At 64.9% G+C, this 19,133-nt stretch carries 16 protein-coding genes and 1 pseudogene; 13 read left to right on the top strand and 4 right to left on the bottom strand.

Features of this window, described 5'->3' with window-relative positions:
- Window positions 1-74 precede the first annotated feature (74 nt).
- From L0U83_RS36105 to L0U83_RS36080, 6 genes are all read left to right on the top strand, one after another.
- Window positions 75-584 carry a DUF1269 domain-containing protein gene (locus L0U83_RS36105; RefSeq protein ID WP_233888982.1) on the top strand — a complete coding sequence of 170 codons (510 nt, stop codon included), beginning with the start codon at window positions 75-77 and terminating at the stop codon, window positions 582-584.
- A gap of 415 nt (window positions 585-999) precedes the next feature.
- Complete coding sequence (locus tag L0U83_RS36100; RefSeq protein ID WP_233888980.1) at window positions 1,000-1,590, top strand: DUF2760 domain-containing protein; 591 nt, start codon at window positions 1,000-1,002, stop codon at window positions 1,588-1,590.
- The gene (locus L0U83_RS36095) at window positions 1,587-3,431 is read left to right on the top strand and encodes an Hsp70 family protein (RefSeq protein WP_233888977.1); all 1,845 of its coding nucleotides are present in this window, start codon (window positions 1,587-1,589) and stop codon (window positions 3,429-3,431) included. Before L0U83_RS36100 ends, L0U83_RS36095 begins: the two co-directional genes overlap by 4 nt.
- A gap of 5 nt (window positions 3,432-3,436) precedes the next feature.
- The gene (locus L0U83_RS36090; RefSeq protein ID WP_233888975.1) at window positions 3,437-6,223 is read left to right on the top strand and encodes an Hsp70 family protein; all 2,787 of its coding nucleotides are present in this window, start codon (window positions 3,437-3,439) and stop codon (window positions 6,221-6,223) included.
- Between the two features lie 95 nt (window positions 6,224-6,318).
- Window positions 6,319-7,029 (top strand): YceH family protein, encoded by a 711-nt coding sequence (locus L0U83_RS36085; RefSeq protein ID WP_233888974.1) that lies wholly within the window; start codon window positions 6,319-6,321, stop codon window positions 7,027-7,029.
- 21 nt (window positions 7,030-7,050) lie between these two features.
- Window positions 7,051-8,505 carry a cytochrome P450 gene (locus L0U83_RS36080; protein ID WP_233888973.1) on the top strand — a complete coding sequence of 485 codons (1,455 nt, stop codon included), beginning with the start codon at window positions 7,051-7,053 and terminating at the stop codon, window positions 8,503-8,505.
- 31 nt (window positions 8,506-8,536) lie between these two features.
- Here the strand turns inward: L0U83_RS36080 and L0U83_RS36075 are convergent, their stop codons facing one another.
- The 3 genes from L0U83_RS36075 to L0U83_RS36065 form a co-directional block, all read right to left on the bottom strand.
- Entirely contained in the window at window positions 8,537-9,391 is an 855-nt protein-coding gene (locus L0U83_RS36075; protein WP_233888972.1) for an alpha/beta fold hydrolase, read from the bottom strand.
- Between the two features lie 179 nt (window positions 9,392-9,570).
- Window positions 9,571-9,957, bottom strand: coding sequence for an SgcJ/EcaC family oxidoreductase (locus L0U83_RS36070; RefSeq protein WP_233888971.1), 387 nt, complete (start codon window positions 9,955-9,957; stop codon window positions 9,571-9,573).
- A 54-nt stretch (window positions 9,958-10,011) separates the two neighbouring features.
- Complete coding sequence (locus L0U83_RS36065; protein ID WP_233888970.1) at window positions 10,012-11,055, bottom strand: D-cysteine desulfhydrase family protein; 1,044 nt, start codon at window positions 11,053-11,055, stop codon at window positions 10,012-10,014.
- Between the two features lie 199 nt (window positions 11,056-11,254).
- Here L0U83_RS36065 and L0U83_RS36060 point away from each other — a divergent pair, with 199 nt between their 5' ends.
- The 3 genes from L0U83_RS36060 to ubiM all read left to right on the top strand — a co-directional run bounded on the left by L0U83_RS36060 (window position 11,255) and on the right by ubiM (window position 13,400).
- On the top strand, window positions 11,255-11,464 hold the full coding sequence (locus L0U83_RS36060; protein WP_035514678.1) for a hypothetical protein: 210 nt from the start codon (window positions 11,255-11,257) through the stop codon (window positions 11,462-11,464).
- 266 nt (window positions 11,465-11,730) lie between these two features.
- Window positions 11,731-12,180, top strand: a complete 450-nt coding sequence (locus L0U83_RS36055) for a hemerythrin domain-containing protein (protein WP_233888968.1) — start codon at window positions 11,731-11,733, stop codon at window positions 12,178-12,180.
- Window positions 12,181-12,203: 23 nt separating this feature from the next.
- Window positions 12,204-13,400 (top strand): 5-demethoxyubiquinol-8 5-hydroxylase UbiM, encoded by a 1,197-nt coding sequence (ubiM, locus tag L0U83_RS36050; RefSeq protein WP_233888966.1) that lies wholly within the window; start codon window positions 12,204-12,206, stop codon window positions 13,398-13,400.
- On the opposite strand, the gene L0U83_RS36045 is transcribed toward ubiM, so the two are convergent.
- On the bottom strand, window positions 13,397-14,650 hold the full coding sequence (locus L0U83_RS36045; RefSeq protein WP_233888965.1) for a glycosyltransferase: 1,254 nt from the start codon (window positions 14,648-14,650) through the stop codon (window positions 13,397-13,399). The genes ubiM and L0U83_RS36045 overlap by 4 nt on opposite strands.
- Window positions 14,651-14,758: 108 nt before the next feature.
- On the opposite strand from L0U83_RS36045, the pseudogene L0U83_RS36040 reads away from it, so the two are divergent.
- The 4 genes and pseudogenes from L0U83_RS36040 to L0U83_RS36025 all read left to right on the top strand — a co-directional run.
- Window positions 14,759-14,960 (top strand): annotated as a pseudogene (locus L0U83_RS36040) (glycoside hydrolase domain-containing protein); the annotation flags it as partial.
- Between the two features lie 536 nt (window positions 14,961-15,496).
- The gene (locus L0U83_RS36035) at window positions 15,497-16,870 is read left to right on the top strand and encodes a cytochrome C (protein ID WP_233888964.1); all 1,374 of its coding nucleotides are present in this window, start codon (window positions 15,497-15,499) and stop codon (window positions 16,868-16,870) included.
- A gap of 143 nt (window positions 16,871-17,013) precedes the next feature.
- On the top strand, window positions 17,014-17,703 hold the full coding sequence (locus tag L0U83_RS36030) for a c-type cytochrome (protein ID WP_233888963.1): 690 nt from the start codon (window positions 17,014-17,016) through the stop codon (window positions 17,701-17,703).
- Between the two features lie 427 nt (window positions 17,704-18,130).
- A complete protein-coding gene (locus L0U83_RS36025; RefSeq protein WP_233888962.1) occupies window positions 18,131-18,847 on the top strand; it encodes a hypothetical protein in 717 nt (238 codons plus the stop codon).
- The last annotated feature ends 286 nt before the right edge of the window (window positions 18,848-19,133 follow it).

The raw sequence follows: 19,133 nt of genomic DNA, 5'->3' as shown, positions 1-19,133 counted from the left end.
CGGAATCGCATCGTAGTCATGTGGCAGCGAGCAGGTCGCAAGCGCGTAGCCGCATGAACCGAAGGAGGGCCATCGTGAGACGCCTCTATTTCCTCGCTCCCGACACCACCACGGCGCAGGCGATCGTCGACGATCTGCTGCGCGCGCGCATCACGTGGCGTCATATCCACGTGCTCGCCAATCACAGCGTGGGGCTCGAACGCTTGCCCGAGGCCTCGCTGCTGCAACGCAGCGATGTCGTGCATGCGCTGGAGCGCGGCGTGATGTTCGGCGCTGCGACCGGCGCAATCGTCGGTCTCGTGGCGCTGATGTTTCCTCCCGCGGACTTCGATATCACGGGCGGGGTGGTCGTCGCGCTGACCCTGGCCGGTGCGATATTCGGTGCGTGGGCGGCCGGCATGATCGGCGTGGACGAACCGAACACCCGGCTTACGCGCTTCAGCGGTCCAATCGACGACGGCCAGTTGCTGGTCATGGCCGACGTGCCGGGCTCGCGCGAAGCGGAGATCGAGGAGAGCATCGCCCAGCATGTGCCGCGCGCCGATGTGGAAGGCGCGGAAGCGACGACGCCGATCTTTCCCTGAGCGCCCCGGGGCTTTCAAGCGAAGCATGGTGGTGGCGCTTACCTTGGCGTGCGCGCACGTCATTAGTAGTCGCGCCCCATTTCTCAGCGCTGGCGCGCCATTTGAGGGCGGCAACGCTCAACCCCTGATCGCCGGGATTGAGCCGCGCCGCCTGCGCGCCTGGCCCGCCGCACCGTTCTGCGTCCCCGCACCATCAAAGCTGCGCGCCCCGCGCCGGGCACGCCATTCCCCCGCCAAATCCGCATTTTGACCGGCTTGCGCCCGCGACAAGGCAAAATACGGGTTTTGAGCCCGCGCCGGGCTCGACTTTCCCCTGCCGGCCGCCTCCTTCCAGGCATCGATCGGGCCTCGTTGCGAGCCCGGCAGGTCGGCTCGCCTTGTCTGCGAGCCCTCAAGCGATATTGGAGTCGTCTACATGCCCGAACAGAATCTGTCTTTCTTCGGCCGCCTTTCGGTCGCGCTGGGGTCGTTCTTCGCGATCCTCGGCGACGGCGAGCTTGCCGCCAACGTGCGCCGTCTACGTGAAGGCGGGTTTGCCCCGGCGGCCGCCGCGCCTGCGCCCGCCGCGGCTCCGGTCGCGAAGCCGGCGCCCGCGCCGGCCCCCGCGCCGACCGTCATCAAGGAAGCCACGCCCGACGCCGCGCTGCAACTGCTAGGCCTGCTCCAGCGCAACGCGCGCTTCGTCGATTTCGTCGAGGAAGACATTGCCGGTTACGCCGATGCGGATATCGGCGCCGCCGCCCGCATCGTCCACGAAGGCTGCCGCGCCACGCTGCGCGACCACTTCGCCATCCGCCCGGTGCGCAGCGAGTCCGAAGGCTCGCGCGTGACGCTGCCGGCGGGCTTCGACGCCGCCGCCGTGCGCCTCACCGGCAACGTGGTCGGCGAGGCGCCGTTCAGCGGCAGCCTCACGCATCGCGGCTGGCGCGTCGAGGAAGTCAAGCTGCCGCAACTCGTCAAGACGCACGACGCGCGCATCATCGCGCCGGCGGAGGTGGAGCTGTGAGCGATCCGCGATATTCGATTGGCGTCGACCTCGGCACGACGCATTGCGCGCTGTCCTACGTCGACCTCACCGCCAGCGATGGCGAAAAGACCCAGCAGGGCGTGCTGAACGTGACCCAGCTCACGGCGCCGGGCACGCTGGAATCGCCCGATCTGCTGCCTTCGTTTCTCTATTTGCCGCATGCGGGCGAGCTGACGCCCGGCGACCTCACGCTGCCGTGGACCACCACACGCGAGTACGCCGTGGGCGAGCTTGCGCGCAGCCGCGGCGCGGGCACGCCGATCCGCCTCGTGTCGAGCGCGAAGAGCTGGTTGTGCCACCCCGGCGTGGATCGCCGCGCGGCCATTCTGCCCAACGACGCGCCGCCCGAAGTCACGCGCGTTTCGCCGCTCGAAAGCTCGGTGCGCTATCTCACGCACCTGCGCGAGGCGTGGGACCACGCGCACCCCGAGGCGCCGTTCGGCGAGCAGGAAATCACTGTCACGATTCCGGCCTCGTTCGACCCCGCCGCGCGCGAACTGACGGCCGAAGCCGCGCAGGCGGCCGGCTACGCCAACATGACGCTGCTCGAAGAGCCGCAGGCGGCGCTCTATAGCTGGATCCAGAAGAGCGGCGGTGCGTGGCGCAAGGAAGTGAAGGTCGGCGACATCATCCTCGTGGTGGACGTGGGCGGCGGCACGACCGACCTTTCGCTCATCGCCGTGATCGAGCGCGAAGGCAATCTCGAACTGCACCGCGTAGCCGTGGGCGAGCACATTCTGCTCGGCGGCGACAACATGGACCTCGCGCTCGCCCATGTGGTCGCGCGCAAGCTCGCGGCTGCGGGCACGCAAGCCGACCCGTGGCAGCTGCGCGCGCTGACCTACGCGTGCCGATCGGCGAAGGAAGCGCTGCTGAGCGACGCGTCCGTCGATACGGTGCCGATCGTCGTGCCGAGCCGCGGCTCGAAGCTCATCGGCGGGTCGATCCGCACGGAGCTCACGCGTGCCGAACTCACGCAGATCATCCTCGAAGGCTTCTTCCCGCAGGTGGACGCCGCCGCGCGCCCCGCCGTGCGCACGCGCGTGGGTCTCACGCAGCTTGGCCTGCCGTATGCGCAGGACGCGGGCGTCACGCGCCATCTCGCGGCCTTCCTCGGCCGCCAGGTGCAGGCGCTCGCGGAACTCGAAGGCTTTGGCGCGCCGCCCGCAGGCGCGACCTTCCTGCATCCCACGGCGGTCCTCTTCAACGGCGGCGTGTTCAAGTCGCCGCTGCTCTCGCAACGCGTGCTCGACATCCTCAACGGCTGGCTCGCGGCAGAAGGCGCTGCGCCCGCACGTCTGCTCGGCGGCGCGGATCTCGATCTCGCGGTGGCGCGCGGCGCAGCCTATTACGGCTACGTGAAGCGCGGCAAGGGCGTGCGTATTCGCGGCGGCACGGCGCGCGCGTACTACGTGGCGGTCGAATCGGCGATGCCGGCGGTGCCGGGCCTCGAGCCGCCGGTCTCGGCGCTCTGCGTCGCGCCTTTCGGCATGGAAGAGGGCACGGAGGCGGCGTTGCCGCCGCAGGAGTTCGGCCTCGTGGTGGGTGAGCCGGTGCACTTCCGTTTCTTCGGCTCATCGGTGCGGCGTCAGGATCAGGTCGGCACGATGCTCGACTACTGGTCGCCCGAAGAATTGCAGGAACTGGAGGAAATCCAGGCCACGCTGCCGACCGAAGGCCGCACGCCCGGCGAAGTCGTGCCCGTGAAGCTGCACGCGCGCGTGACGGAAGCGGGCACGCTGGAGCTCGAAGCCATGCCGAGCGGCACGAACGAGCGCTGGAAGGTCGAGTTCGACGTGCGTGGCGGAGCAGGCGACTGAGCCCGATGAAGCAATACGTCGTCGGCATCGACCTGGGGACGAGCAATACCGTCGTTGCATACGTGGAGGCTGGCGGCGACGCTGTCCGCGTGTTCGATGTCGAGCAGCTCACCGGCCTCGGCGAAGTGGGCGCGGAGAAGATGCTGCCCTCCGCGCGGTATCACCCGGCGGCGGGCGAGCTTGCGGCGGGGGATTTGCGTTTGCCGTGGAGCGCGCCTTCGCAAAGCGATGACGCCGTCATCGGCCGCCTCGCGCGCATGCTCGGCGCGCAGGTTCCGGGGCGGCTCGTGGCAAGCGCCAAGAGCTGGCTCTCGCACGCGGCGGTGGACCGCCTCGCGCCGATCCTGCCGTGGGGCGCCCCCGACGACGTCGCCAAGGTTTCGCCGGTGAGCGCGAGCGCGAGCTATCTCGCACACGTGCGCGCCGCGTGGAATCATCGCTTCCCGCATGCGCCGCTCGAAGATCAGGACGTGGTGCTGACCGTGCCCGCCTCGTTCGACGACGGCGCGCGTGCGCTCACGCTCGAAGCGGCGCGGCTCGCAAAGCTGCCCGCGCTGCGCCTGCTCGAAGAGCCGCAAGCCGCGTTCTACGACTGGCTGTATCACCATCGCGCGACGCTCGACGCCGAGCTGGGCGCGTCGCGCCTCGTGCTGGTGTGCGACGTGGGCGGCGGCACGACCGACCTCACGCTCATCAAGGTGCAGTTCGAGAACGGCGAGCCGCAGCTCACGCGCATCGGCGTGGGCAATCATCTGATGCTGGGCGGCGACAACATGGACCTCGCGCTTGCGCATCTGGCCGAGAGCCGGCTCGCGAACGCGCAAACGCGCTTGAGCGCGGCAAGCCTCTCGCAGCTCGTGGAGCGCTGCCGTGTCGCGAAGGAGCAACTGCTCGAGCCCAGCGCGCCCGAATCGGTGCCGATAACGCTGCTCGGCGCGGGCGCGCGTCTCGTGGGCGGCGCGCGCACCACGCAGCTTGGCCGCGAGGAAGTCGCGCAAATCGTGGTGGACGGCTTCTTCCCGATGGGCGCAGCAAGTGACCTGCCGCGCCGCTCGCGCGCGGCGATCGTCGAGTTCGGCTTGCCCTACGCCGCCGATCCGGCCATCACGCGTCATATCGCGGCGTTTTTGCAGCGCTTTGCCGCGCAGTCGCGCGAGGCGCTGGGTTCTTCTGGTGCTACCGCTGAAGCAGAAACCGCGCTGCCCATGCCCGACGCGCTGCTGCTCAACGGCGGCGTGTTTCGCGCTCGCTCGCTCGCGCAGCGTCTGGCCGATACGCTCGGCGCGTGGCGCGGCGAGCCGCTCAACGTGCTGCACAACGATCAACCCGACGTGGCCGTCGCGCGCGGCGCTGTCGCTTATGCGCTCGCGCGCGCGGGCCACGCCCCGCGCATAGGCGGCGGCTCGCCGCGCAGTTACTTTCTCGTGCTCCACGAAGGCGCGGGCGCCGATGCCGCGCCGCGCGGCGTGTGCGTTCTCCCGCGCGGCACGGAGGAAGGCCACGAGTTGCATCTGGACGACCGCACGTTCGCGTTGCAGCTCGGCCAGCCGGTGCAGTTCCACCTTGCATCGACGGTGGCCGACACTGCGTGGCAACCCGGCGAGTTGGCCGACCTCGCCGCGGGCGACTTCGTGCGCCTGCCGCCGCTCGCGACGGTCGTACCGGCGGGCGGCGATGCGAAGACGGCGCGCGAGCGCCCCGTCAAACTCACGACCGCGCTGACCGAAGTCGGCACGCTGGAGATGCACTGCATCGCCACCGACGACGCCTCGCAACGCTGGCTGCTCGAATTCGCGCTGCGCCGCGCCGAGCACGAAGGTGGCGCGGGCGGCGAGTCACGTCACGCAGGCCTCGACGAAGCCATCGAAGCAATCGATCGCGTGTTCGGCGCGCGCTCCGCCAAGATCGATGCGAAGGAAGTGAAACGCCTGCGCGCGCATCTCGAAGAGCGGCTCGGGCCTCGCCAGAACTGGGACGGCCCGCTCCTGCGCGAGCTGTTCGGCGCGCTCTGGGAGCGCGCGGGCAAGCGCCGGCGCTCCGCCGATCACGAGCGCCTGTGGTTGAACCTCGCCGGCTTCAGCTTGCGGCCGGGCTTCGGCTATCCACTGGACGAATGGCGCGTCGAACAGCTTTGGACGCTCTTTGACGACGGCATCCAGTTCGTCAACGAAGGCCAGGTGTGGTCCGAGTGGTGGACGCTCTGGCGGCGCGCGGCGGGCGGTCTGAACGAGGCGCAGCAGCACGAGGTGCTGGAGGCGATGACGTACCTCGAAGAAGCGGCCGGCTCGAAGCGCCACAAACTGCCCTTCGACCCCGCGAAGCTCGGCGCGCCTGACATGATCCGGCTCTATGCCTCGCTCGAACAGATTGCGGCCGAGCGCAAGATCGAGATCGGCGAGCGGCTGTTGCAGCGGCTGCGCAAGCCCTCGGAGAATCATCAGACGTGGTGGGCGGTCGGCCGCATTGGCGCGCGCCAGCCGTTCTACGGAAGCGCGCACGGCGTGGTGCCGCCGGAAACCGCCGCGCAGTGGCTCGATGCGATCCTGGCGCTCGACTGGAAAAAAATCGAACCGGCGATGTTTGCCGCTGCACAGATCGCGCGCATGACGGGCGACCGCTCGCGCGACCTGCCGCCCGAGCTGCGCGAGACGGTGGTGCGCCGCATGGAGTCGGCGAACGCGCCGCCTACGTGGGTGACGATGGTGCGCGAAGCCGTCGCGCTCGATACGGCGGACACGGGTCGGGTGTTCGGCGAGGCATTGCCGGCGGGCTTGAAGCTGATCGCGGGCTGATTCCACGCGAGCGACACCTGGCTTCTGCGCGAAGCCCGGCGCGCGTATGATCGAACGCCTGATTCCAACCTGTACTCCAGCGGACTGATCTGCCCATGAATTCTCCTGCCGATGCTTCCTCGCCGCGCGCCTTGCGCGCGCTCTCGCCGATCGAGGCGCGTATCGTCGGCGTGCTGGTCGAAAAGCAGCACACGGTGCCCGACACTTATCCGCTCTCGCTCAATGCGCTCACGCTCGGCTGCAACCAGAAGACCGCGCGCACGCCGGTCATGAACGTGAGCGAAGCCGATGTGCTGGCCGCCATCGAAGACCTCAAGCTGCTGAGCCTCGTGTTCGAAGGCAGCAGCAGCCGCGTGCCGCGCTTCGAGCACAACCTGAACCGCGTGCTCGGCGTGCCGAGCCAGGCCGTGGCGCTCCTTACCGTCTTGTTGCTGCGCGGCGCGCAGACGGCGGCGGAATTGCGCCTGAACTCGTCGCGCCTGCACGGATTCGCCGATGTGTCGTCGGTCGAAGGCTTCCTGGAAGAGCTGGCCGAGCGCGAGCCGCCGCTCGTAGTGAAGCTGCCGCGCGCGCCGGGTGAGCGCGAAAGCCGCTGGATGCATTTGCTGTGCGGCGAAGTGAACATGGCAAGTTTTGTCGCCGCGGGGGCCATCGCGCCCGGTGCTCGCGAGGAAGCCGGTGAGAGCGTCTCGCTCGCGGACTTCGAGGCGGTGCGCGCCGAGCAGCAGCGTCTCGCCGACGAAGTCGCGCGCCTGCAAACGCTCGTCGCGCGCATGGCCTCCGAACTGGGGATGTCGCTCGACTGAGCGCCGTCTGCGCGCCGCCAAATGGACGCCGCCGCATCCTCCGCCCAGCGCCTGCGCCAGGTGCGCGACCTGCCGTGCCCGCGCGGCTTGCCGCTCATCGGCAACCTGCATCAGTTGAATGCGCCGAGGCTCCATCGCGTGCTCGAACAATGGGCGAAAGAACTCGGCACGCCGTATCGCTTCCAGATCTGCGGCATGCCCGTGACGGTATGGAGCGACGCGGAACTGAGCCAGAGCGTGATGCGCGAGCGTCCGCACCGCTACCGGCGTTACGCGTCGCTCGAACCTGTACTTGCCGAGATCGGCTGCAACGGCGTGTTCTCGGCCGAGGGCGCAGCGTGGGAGCCGCAGCGCCGGCTCGTCATGCAGGCGCTTTCCGTCCCGCACATTCGCGCCTTCTATCCCACGCTGCAAGCCATCACGGCGCGTCTGCACGACCGTTGGCGGCGTGCGGCCGAGCGCGGCGACGTTGTCGAAATGACCGACGACCTCAAGCGCTACACGGTGGACGTGACGAGCGCGCTCGCGTTCGGCGAGGACCCGCGCACGCTCGAACAGGAGCGGGGTCTGATTCAGGAGCATCTCGCGCAGATTTTCCCGACGCTCATGCATCGCGTGAACGCGCCGTTTCCGTACTGGCGCTACGTGCGTTTGCCGCGCGACCGCCGCACGGACCGGGCGCTGGCCGAAGTGCATCGCACGATACACGGCATGATGGCGCGCTCGCGCGAGCGCATGCGCGACGAGCCGTCCGCTACGCCGCGCCATCTGCTCGAAGCGATGCTTGCGCTGCGAGATGAGCCAGGCTCCGGCGTAAGTGACGACATCATTGCCGCCAACGTGCTCACGCTGTTGCTGGCGGGCGAGGACACCACGGCCAATGCGCTGGCGTGGTCGCTCTACTATCTATGCGCCGATGAATCGCTGCAGCAGCGCCTCGCCAATGAAGCGCGCACGGTGCTGGGCACTCGCGTTGTGTGTCCGGACTACGGTTTCGTGAAGGACCTCGACCTGTTCGAAGCCGTGTGCAGCGAAACGCTGCGCTTTCGCCCGGTGGCCGCGATCATGGCGTTCGAACCTGTCGAGAACGTGGAGGTCGGCGGCGTCGCGTTACCCGCCGGTTCGAAGATGTTCTTTCTCACCCGGCCGCCGATGCTCGACGTGCGCCACTACTCACAGCCCGAACGCTTCGATCCCGACCGATGGCTGCGCGGCCATTCGGGTGTCGATGCCGATGCCCGCGTGCACGATCCGCGCGCATGGGTGCAGTTTGGCGCGGGGCCGCGTGTGTGTCCGGGGCGGCATCTCGCCGCCATGGAAATGCGCCTCGTGCTCTCCACGCTGATGAATCGCTTCAAGGTGAGGCTGGCCGTCGATCCTTCGACGATCGAGGAAATCACGGCGTTCGCGATGGTGCCGAACCGCATGCCGGTGCGGCTGGAATTGCGGCCAGCGGTTGAGTTGCCGCGAACCTAAACGACGTCTCAACCGGGCCGCGACTGACGTCTCAACCCTGCGTGATGAAGGTGTGCACGTGCGTGTTGAAGAGGTCGGGGTGCGTGCCGTTCATGCCGTGCGTGGCGCCCTTGATCGTGACGCGTCGCGCGAACTCGATCCACTCGTCGAGCGCTTCGACGTTGTTGCGGAACATGAGCGGGCTGCGCTGGCCGTCGATGAGCAGCGTGCGGCACTTGATCTCGCCAGCGGCGCGCGGCGCATAGGGCGGCAGCGGGTCCTGCAACTGCTTGGGCAGCGTCGTGGCGTTGGCGATGGCCATCTGGCGAAACGCAGCCGAACCCTTCTTCCAGGCGCCCGGCACGCTCACGGAGTCGACGAACAACTCGAGCCCCGCTTCGACTTCGCCGGCATGGATGAGGTCGGCGGCGCGCGTGCGCAGCGCGTTGGTGGCGGGAGGCAGCGCGGCGTCGTCGTTGTCCACGCGCGAGAGCGGGCCGCCCGGGTCGGCCAGCACCAGCGTGCGCACGAGACGCGGATAGCGGCGCGCGAGATGCCACGCCACGCTGCCGCCGCGCGAGTGACCCACGAGATGGACCGATTCGAGGCCGAGCGCGGCGATGAAATCGGCCAGCTCGGTGACGTGGCTTTCCCAGCCGAAATCGCCCTGGATGCAGGCGTCGGCGGCGGGCCAGTAGTGGCTCAGGCTCGGCGCGATGCAGCGGAAATGCTCCGAAAGGCCGTTCAGCTGCGGCATCCAGTAGCGGTAATCACAGAGCGATCCGTGAACGAACAGCAGCGGCTCGCCATCGCCGCGCTCGAGAAACGGCAGGGCAATGCCCGAGTGCAACGTGGCGTACGACAGGTCGGGCGCAGCAAGTAGGGAAGGATCGATGCGTTGGTTCAAGGAGTGGCTCCAAGCGTATGAGCGTCACTTTGCCGCAAGCGCACAATTAAGGGAAACTCAATAAACTGAAGGAATCGATAAGGTTTTCTGATTCGAAAAAGGGGCGCAACGCGGCGAGCCTTGTCGGGCGGGGTTGTTGTCTTTCAGTGGTGAAAGCAATCAGGCGCGCGCAAGCGGATTTACGGCTTCGGAGCCACGAGATTGGCGTCGCGCGCGAGCAGCCAGCGCCCGTTCGCATCCTTGCGCACCAACGTGAGCGTGTAGCCGGCACGCCGCATCGGCTGGGCCGCGCCCGGCGGCGTGATGGAAATGTCGATGCGATTGCGCAGAAAGGCCCAGTCCCCGAGCACCTGAAGTTCCACGATCTCAGCCGTGCCCTCAATGCGCATGTCTTGCTGCGCTTGGGAAGCTGAAGCGAACTCGGCCTTGCCGAACGGCTCCTGGCCAGGCACCGTGAACACCACGTCGTCGGTCATCAGGCTCAGCACTTTGGCCGTGTCGCCGGCGCGGCTGGCTTCCATCCATGTCTGCACCAGCTCGCGAATTGCGCGTTCGTCATCGGTCATCGTGGGCTCCCTCGTCGTTCAATTCAACCATTCCAGAATGCGACGCGCTGTACTTCAAAACGCGCTGCGATAAGCGAACAGACCCGGCAAGCCGCCGGTCATGATGAAGAGAACGTTCTCGCCGCGTGCAAGGCGTCCCGAACGCACGGCTTGCACCAGACCGGCGAACGCCTTGCCGCTATACACGGGGTCGAGCAGCAGGCCTTCTTTCGAAGCCGCGAGACGTACGGCCTCTCGCATTGCGTCGGTCGGAATGCCGTATCCGTCGCCGAGCTGTGCTTCGTCGATCACTATCGATGCACCCTCGATGCGCCGCGCCGGATCGATCAGTTCAAGCGTCTTGTTGGCTTTCTCGACTGTTGCGGCATGGGCCTGCTCTACCTTCGCCAGAACTGTGTACGCAAGCACGAGGCTCGGGTCGATGCCCAGCGCCGCAAACCCGGCGGCGAGCCCCGCATGCATGCCGCTGCTGCCGTTGGGCACGACGATGCGCGCGAAGCTCAATCCCTGTGCATGGGCCTGCGTCATGATTTCGGCGGCGCACGCCGCATAGCCCAGACACCCCACCGGGCTCGACCCGCCCAGCGGGCAGACGTAGACCTTGCGGCCCTGGGCGCGCAACGCGTCGGCGCGCGCCTGCGCGAACTCCAGTGCATTGGCTGTGCCGGGCAGATCGTGCACGCGAGCGCCGAGCAGGTCGTCGAGCAGGATGTTGCCGTTCTCCAGATACTCGAAGTCGTCGCGCGGCACGGCCCGCGTGAGCACGAGTTCGCACTGCAGGCCCGCTTGCGCCGCCGCAGCCGCCGTCAGGCGCGCATGGTTCGACTGGCGCGCGCCAACGGTGACGATGGTGTCCGCGCCCGCCGCCAGTGCTTCGCCCAGCAGAAACTCGAGTTTGCGCAGCTTGTTGCCGCCGCCGCCGAGGCCGGTCAGATCGTCGCGCTTGACATAGATATTCACGCCCCCAAGTTCGTGGCTTAGCCGCGGCAATGGCTGGATCGGCGTGGGTCCTTCCAGCAGCGCGCGGCGAGCATGCTGCGAAAGATCGAGCGGGTACGGGGAGGAAGAATGCGTCGCGGCATTCGTTACGGTAGTCATTGCTGTCTCGTAGTTTGGGATGGCGGCATTCGCGATTGCAAGCGTCGAATAATAACCAGGGTAATTCTGGAATGATGCGCAACGCCTCAGGGTTCTCACGTCCACGTTATTCCGTATTGCGTCGCAGCAAGGAGGTTTTTAAACTGATTCCTATCCAGGTAATCGTCCGAGACGATATTCCCACTACGGGAGGCTTCACATGAATATTTTCCAATCGCCGAGCCAACCATCGAGTCCGAGGCTGCACGTATTCGAACAGGAAGGCGGCTGGCACTGGGGTATCACCATCGAGCGTTCGGCAGGCGGCGGGTTCAAGGTCATCGCGTACAGCGAGAAGACGTTCCGCGCCGAAAACGAAGCCCAATCCGACGGCGACCGCGCCCTCGTCAATCTCGCCGAACTGGTTTGAGCCGCGCGCCGCGCGGCTTCGTGTTTTTTCGTCTGCGGCACATCTCCTCGCATCCTTCCATGTTTGCGGCCCGCGCCACGCGCGCTGCGCCGGAATCGACGTTTCCTTTCGTCTGATCGCTTCGCCTGCCTGCGGGCTGGCCGCGTCCATCGGCCTCACTGACCGATCGTTCGCCGTTTGCTAAAAATCAGCGCGCAAGCCCCTGCGCCCCGGTATCTTGAAAAATTGCCCGAAAGGGAATTTCAGATCGCTGCTGATTACCGCCAATGTCCTTCATGACCTCACGGGCGATGCGCCCTTCGCCAACGCTTGCGCCCGATCTGCAACTGGGCGAACCCATGACCGATACGATGCATGCCGAGTTCGTCACGCTGCTCGACACGCTCGCGCACGCGAGCGACGAAACATGGGTCGGCGCGTTCGACGCGTGGGTAGCGCACACAAAGCAGCATTTCGCACAGGAAGAAACGTGGCTGGAGGAAATGAACTTCGCTCCGCGCCATTGCCATGCGAGCCAGCATCGGCACGTGCTGAGCGTGGCCGCCGAAGTGCGCAGGCAAGTTGCCGACGAGGGGCGCTTCGACACGGGGCGGCAACTGGTGGGTGAACTGCGCGAATGGTTCGCGTGGCACGTGAAGTCGATGGACGCGTTCATGGTCGTAGCCCTGCGCGAACACGGCATCGCGAAGGCCGACAACGCCGATCAGGTCGTTTGAGTCAGATTCAAATCGTTCGATTCATGCAAGCAGATATCGTCATTGTGGGCGCCGGGCCGGTGGGGCTATGTCTCGCACGCTCGCTCAGTGCTTTGGGCCTCGAGATCGTCATGGTCGAGCAGCAGTGTCTCGCCGACATCAGCGAGCCGCAGTTCGACGGGCGCGAGATCGCACTGACCCAGAAGTCGGTGCGCCTGATGCGCAAGTTCGGGCTATGGGATCGTATCGATCCGCACGCGCGTGCTCCGCTGTGCAGCGCCAAGGTGTTCAACGGTCCCTCGCCGGGGGCGCTCGAGATCGGACACGAACTGAGCGGACACACGGAACTAGGCTGGCTGGTGTCCAATCACCTGATTCGCAAGGCTGCCTATGAGGCGCTGCGGCAAAGCACGGCAGCGCACGGCGACGTGACGCTGCTCGCGGCGCAAAAGGTCAGCGGCGTGAAAGCCGGCGAGGATCTGGCGAGCGTGACATTGGAGAGCGGCGAGACGCTCTCGGCGAAGTTGATCGTCGCGGCGGACAGCCGCTTTTCGTCCACGCGCAAGATGATGGGCATTGCCGCCGACATGCACGATTTCGGCAAGGCGATGCTGGTTTGCCGCATGACGCATGAAGCGCCGCACGAGCACGCTGCGTGGGAATGGTTCGGGTACGGTCAAACGCTGGCGTTGCTCCCCATGAATGCGGAGCGCTCGACGAACGCGCATCAGTCGTCGGTCGTGCTCACGCTGCCTGTGGGCCAGGTCAACGAGATCGCGGCGCTCGAGCCCGGCGAATTCGCGCGGCATATCGAGAAACGTTTCATGCATAGGCTAGGCGCGATGAAGCTGGCAAGCACGCGGCATATCTATCCGCTCGTTGCCGTTTATCCGGAGCACTTCGTCGGAAAGCGCTTCGCGGCCGTGGGTGACGCCGCGGTCGGCATGCATCCGGTGACCGCGCATGGCTTCAATTTCGGTCTGCTCGGTGTGGAAACCTTAGGTAACCGAATTATCGAGGCGAAAAATAGCGGTGGCGACATCGGGGCTCTCTCGATCTTGCAACGCTACGAAACCCAGCACCGTCGCGCGACCAGGCCGCTCTATCTCGCGACCCGCTTCATCACCGATGTCTATACGAACAACACCGCGCCCGCAAAACTGGCGCGCGACTTCATGCTGCGCGCTGCTTCGCGGCTGATGCCGTTCAGGAGGGCGATTGCGGCTTCGCTGACCGGCTAGCTTCTGGCTCCCTCGCGCACGTCAACTGCAACGATGCGCTCGAGGGTGGCGACCGCGTTCGCGACGCCGTTTTCCGCGCGCATCGTTTCGCCCAGCGCGCGGGCGCGGCTTCGCACCGTTTCGCTGGCGGCAAAGTCGAGTGCGCTCGCGAACGCTTCGGCGCTGGGCTTGCGCCCATCGACGGCCGCTGGCGCGACGCCCGCCTCGCGCAGGCGCTGCGCCCAGAAGAACTGGTCGCCCGCGAATGGCGTCACGATGGAAGGCACGCCTGCACGTGTTGCGGAGTGCGAAGTACCGGAGCCGCCGTGATGAATGACCGCGGCGGTGCGCGGGAGCAGCCAGTCGTGCGGCGTGTCGCCGACAACGAAGAAGTTTTCAGGAAGTGCCGTGGGATCGATGCCGCTCCAGCCCGGATAGAAGAGTGCGCGCCGGCCCTGCATGGCTTCGATCAGGGCGGCCAGTAAGCGCGCGTTGTCGAAGCCCGTCATGCTGCCAAAGCCAATGTAGACGGGCGCTTCGCCCGCAGCGAGGAAGTGCACCAACTCGGGCGGTGGCGTCCAGGCCGGGCTCGGCGCGAGCCACTGTCCGCATAGATGCGCGTTGGCGGGCCAGTCGGCGGGCGCGGACAGCAGGCTTGGCGAGACACCATAAAGCATCGGGTGGTCCTTCCATACCGCCTGGCGCGGCGGCAGGCCGAACATCGCGCGCGCGGCGTTGGTCTTGTCGCGGAACGCTTTCCACAGCATGCCGTTCACAAGGCCGTGGCTCGCGCGGTTGAGCACGCGCGGCACCCATCTGGGCGGCAAAAACGCCGAGGGGAAGGCCGCCGTTGGCGTGAGCGGGATCATGCCCGAGCCGATGCCTTTCGCGCCCAGATATTCCGCCGCGGAAAGCCCCACGAACGCGGCCAGCCCCGCAACCAGAATTGCATCGCAACCGTCGCCTGCCTCGACGATGGTGCGCATCCACGACTGCGCGTTTTCGTTGGCGATTTTCGCGAGCGCGCGTGCGGTCTCGTTGAAGCCGCCGCCTTTCGCGACGACGCCAGCGATGACGTGGTCCGGGCGAAGCATGCCGCGAATGTCACCAGCCAGCGCGGTGGCCGGCACGCCGAGTGCGTGGGCGCTGCCAAGCGTGGCGGCATCGGCGAGCAGACGCGCTTCGTGCCCGGCGTCTATCAAGCCACGGCACAGCGCGGCGAACGGGCGCGCATCGCCCTCGGTACCGTACGTCGCGATCAGTAGCTTCATGAGGCCTTTTTCCTCGATTTCGGGGCTGAGTTCGTTGGTGTTTTCCGGACCACCTGCGCAGGAAGGGCTGCGCCGTGCAGGAACAAATCAACCGCTGCGGCATATGACTGGCAGAACCTGCTCAACACTTCACTGATACCGCCGCTGATCCCCGGATGCAACTCCGACGGCACGTGGATTCCGGAGAACCCGAGCAGCACCGACGACTACGTGGAAGGCAACGCCGAGCAATACGCATGGATGGTGCCGTTCAATCCGAACGGGATGTTCGCACAACTTGGCGGAAATACGGCGGTGGTATCGCGGCTCAACGCCTCCTGGGTCGGGTGCCGCGCTCGTGATCTATACCAATGGCACGACCACGTCATTCAGCTTGCCTTTGACGACTGGACCCGCAATGGCAGTTGCGCGGCGCCGGTGGCCCCGATTGCGTTGACCACCGCATACGCAACGCCTGCAACGGTTCGACAGACGGCGTCAAGAGCTATCTGTTTGCGGAGTCGGCGCCGCTGACACCCGGCGAGCTTACTGTTCCGGGTGAACTGGCCTGCTGCTTACACAAGTCATGTGTGGGGAAAATGACGCGGCATGCCTTTCATGCTGGCAACGTACCGTCGGCGGAATAAGGCGGCGGCCTCCTTCGTTTTGGAAAGCGAGTGAACAGGTGCGTGTGCCGGATCTCTTTCCGCCACAACGCAGGCCTGTGTAGTTCCGCTGATTTACAAGGCGACGCCGGTGATGCCGTGCGCGTAGCGTCGTCTTTGCTGTCCCGCTTATCGCAGTGGGGTGGGTACGCGTGTGCCTCGAAAACCCCAAGGTGCGGAGCGGGCCGGAGGAGATGTTGGCATGACACATCTCGTCGCCGTCCGTCGCCTGCTTCAACGCGCCTGGATCCTGGCGATTGAGGCTTTCTGCCTGCTCCACGCCACTTCTGCTCCGGCGCTCCCGATATTCGCCCGTCAAACGGGACAAAGCTGCGTTGCGTGTCATGCAGGTGGACAGTTTCCTGAACTGACTCCGTACGGGCGAATGTTCAAGCTGAACGGCTACACGTTTGGCGAACGTACCGTTCCGGTTGCCGTGATGGCGACGTTCGACATGACGAAGACACGAGTGAACCATGACGCCAGCGGCAACATCATTTCCCCCAAAGACGGATTACCGATTTTCGACGCTGCCAGCATATTCCTCGCCGGCAAGATTACGGACAGGATCGGTGCGTTCACGCAGTTCACTTACTCGAACTACGATCATCAGGGCAGCGACGGCAAGTGGATCGGTCACTGGGCCTCTGACAACATGGACTTCCGATATGTGGACAGGATCATAGGGGATGCAAACGACCTGATTCTCGGCACCACGCTGCACAACAATCCGTCCGTACAGGATGTCTGGAACAGCTCGCCGGCATGGAGTTATCCGTACGTCTCCTCGTCAACGAGCACGGTTGGTTCGCCCCAATTCCTGCCGATCATGGAAGGCGCCCTGGCGCAGCAGGTTGTCGGCGCCGGGGGCTACGTGTACTGGAACCGGACGATTTATGCTGAGTTGTCAGTCTATCGAACGGCCGACGGCATATGGTCGTTCATGAGCAAGGGGAACAGGGCCGGGGATCCGAATCACCCGCAGATCTATCTGCGTGGCCAGAATCCCTACTGGCGACTGGCCCTGACTCACGACTGGGGTCCACACAGTGTCATGCTGGGGACATTCGGGATCAATGCGCAAGTTTATCCCAACGACGCTAACGCATTCCCGAGCTTCACACAGGGCGTAACGCGCTACCGCGATATCGGCTTCGATGCGCAGTATCAGTACCTCCTTGAACCGAACACAATCACCGCACAGGCCCGATACATCCGCGAGAACATTAGTGATCCGAATAACCTCGTTTATGGCGACAGCAAGTCGGCCAACCTTGGATCGCTGAGGCTGAAGCTCTCTTACATCTACCAGGCCAAATACGGCGTTAGCCTTTCTTTCTTCAACGTGACCGGCAGCCGCGACAGCGTCGCGTATCCGGGTAGTGCCAACTCCTCTCCAGCAACGCAAGGTTGGACGCCCGAAATATTCTGGATTCCTGTGCAAAACATCCGTGTCGGTCTGCAGTACACACACTTTACGAAATATCTTGGTGCGCGTTCGAATTACGACGGACTCGGGCGCAATGCAAGCGACAACGACACGCTGTTTGTCTACCTCTGGGCGGCGTATTGGTGATGTCACTCCCGAGTTTTCCTTCGAACATGAAACAGCGCCGTTCACGTCTTCTTCCCGTCGCCGGCCATTCAGGGGGATTTGTGAAAACCATGCCATATCTTCGCCCAGGCATATTTCCGGGAGCTCGACTGGAGCCTGGCAAAATGAAAGGGGTGTCGCGATGGATTCTGCTCGCCACACTGCTGGGTGACGCCAGTTGTCACGACATCGAGCATTCCAGGCGGATCGACGATCCAGCTGTTGCCGGCAGGACGATCGCATTGCAGGTTTGCTCGAACTGCCACGGCGTGAACGGCGTTTCTGTCTCGCCCACGTTTCCCAAGCTCGCAGGCCAGCAAAGGGAGTATCTGGTCAATCAGTTGACGGACTTCCGGGCTCATAACCGGTCCGACCCGAATGCGAAAAGATACATGTGGGGCTTTACCCATCTAAGCGACGCGCAGATCGAGCAGCTTGCCGCTTACTTTTCGAGCCGTCCGCCACCTGCGGGCGAACGCGGCGATCCTCTGCTCGTTAATAGCGGCAGGACAATTTTCGTATCCGGCTTACCTGACAAGGGTGTGCCAGCGTGCAGCGCCTGTCACGGTGCACACGGTGAAGGGGCAGGCGAGTTTCCGCGCCTGGCGGGCCAGCATGCGGACTACATAGTGAAGCAGTTACTGGTCTTTCAACACGCAGGACAGAGGCCTCGCGGCGAAGTGATGAGCGCGATCTGCGTCAAGCTGACGGAGCAGGACATGCATTCAGTAGCGGCATTTCTCGAAGCGTCCACGGCTCCCGCTGCGGTGCCGGCTGATCCAGGCATCGTCGGGACGGGATCGGCCCGCGAATAGACCCGATTCGAGAGTGTGGCGTAGTGCTGGGGCGAAAACAGCAGCGGAGAGCAGCAGCGCACGCTGCGGGTAACGGCTGCCCAGCAGGCTGCACCGCGACGAAACCGTCGCAGATCCCGCGCAGGCTCCTTGCGGCCGCAATCCGTCGCTGAACCGACATTGACAAACCTTTCCCAGATGGCCGGTCATGGCCGACACCGCCCGACGACCGAGCGCCACGATCGCCTCGGGCGCGGTTTTCACGCAAAAGTCATAACGCGACCCAATTCGTTCAGCGACACCTTTGCAATCCTCACAGATGTTTCATGGTTCTTGAGTATTCGCCTCCTTGGATCGATCCCTTTCAAGACTTCAAGTTGATCGCCGCTTGCCCTAGCATGACGAATATACCGACACAGATCACGGCAGGGTGCGGAGGACGCTGAACATGAATCCCTCAACGAAAGACCATCGGCTTCAGTGGATCGAGCCGAGGAGGCATCTGAGAGCCCCCCGCGCTGCTGCCATTGCCGGCATCGTATTTTCTGTCTTGCTGATTACCGGCCTTCTGCTGCTGCGGCGCTCTATTCCGGTTGGTCCTCTCGAAGCGGGCCAGTGGCTTCGAGAAAGTTCGGGTACGGTAGCGGTTGCGGTCAACCTGGTGCCGTTTGCCGGCATTGCCTTTCTCTGGTTCATTGGCGTGCTGCGGGATCGTCTCGGAGATCACGAGGATCGCTTCTTTGCTACGGTGTTCATGGGGAGTGGCCTATTGTTCCTGGCGATGTTGTTTGTCGCTGCCGCGTTCGTCGGGGGGATTGTGGCCGCGTATCGCATTGGGTTCGATCGACTTCCCGGTTCGGCCACATTCACCCTCGCGCGAGAGTTTGCCAGCGAAGCGATGAATATTTACGCGGTCCGCATGGCCGCAGTATTCACAATGGCCACGAGTACACTTGCTCTTCGTACTGGCTTTGTATCGCGCTGGATTGCGTTTGTTGGATACGCAACTGCGCTCGCGTTGCTCTTCGCTGGCCACTACATAGATTGGATCGTTCTCGTCTTCCCAATCTGGATTCTCCTTCTCAGCTTCCACATCCTGATCGATAATTTCGGCGTATGGCCGAAGGTCGGCGCGGGTGATTCCGAACGGAAAGGCGACGCTTGATTCGTTGATCCGGTGGGAATACTTGCGGCTGACAAATTCCGCTGACCTGGGCGCTTCGAATGACCAATTTTCTTGAGCGTCACTCGCTTGCGGCATTCGCCTGCTGCTCGACAGATCTCGGCTGCATCAGCGATGCGCTCCGGCAGTATTCAAGGCACCCTCACGTTATTCGGCGCAGGCATCCATCAGGCAAATGAGACCAAAGACCTATGGATTTAACGATGAGCCTCTGTCAATCTGCACGTTGGCGTTCTGCGAATGCAGGTTTTTGCGCTCCGACCGTAGT

Origin of the sequence: Paraburkholderia flagellata, from assembly GCF_021390645.1 — a bacterium.
In the GTDB taxonomy this organism is placed as follows: domain Bacteria; phylum Pseudomonadota; class Gammaproteobacteria; order Burkholderiales; family Burkholderiaceae; genus Paraburkholderia; species Paraburkholderia flagellata.
The sequence above is the reverse complement of the archived record's forward strand: the minus strand, read 5'-3'. Positions and strand labels throughout refer to the sequence as shown.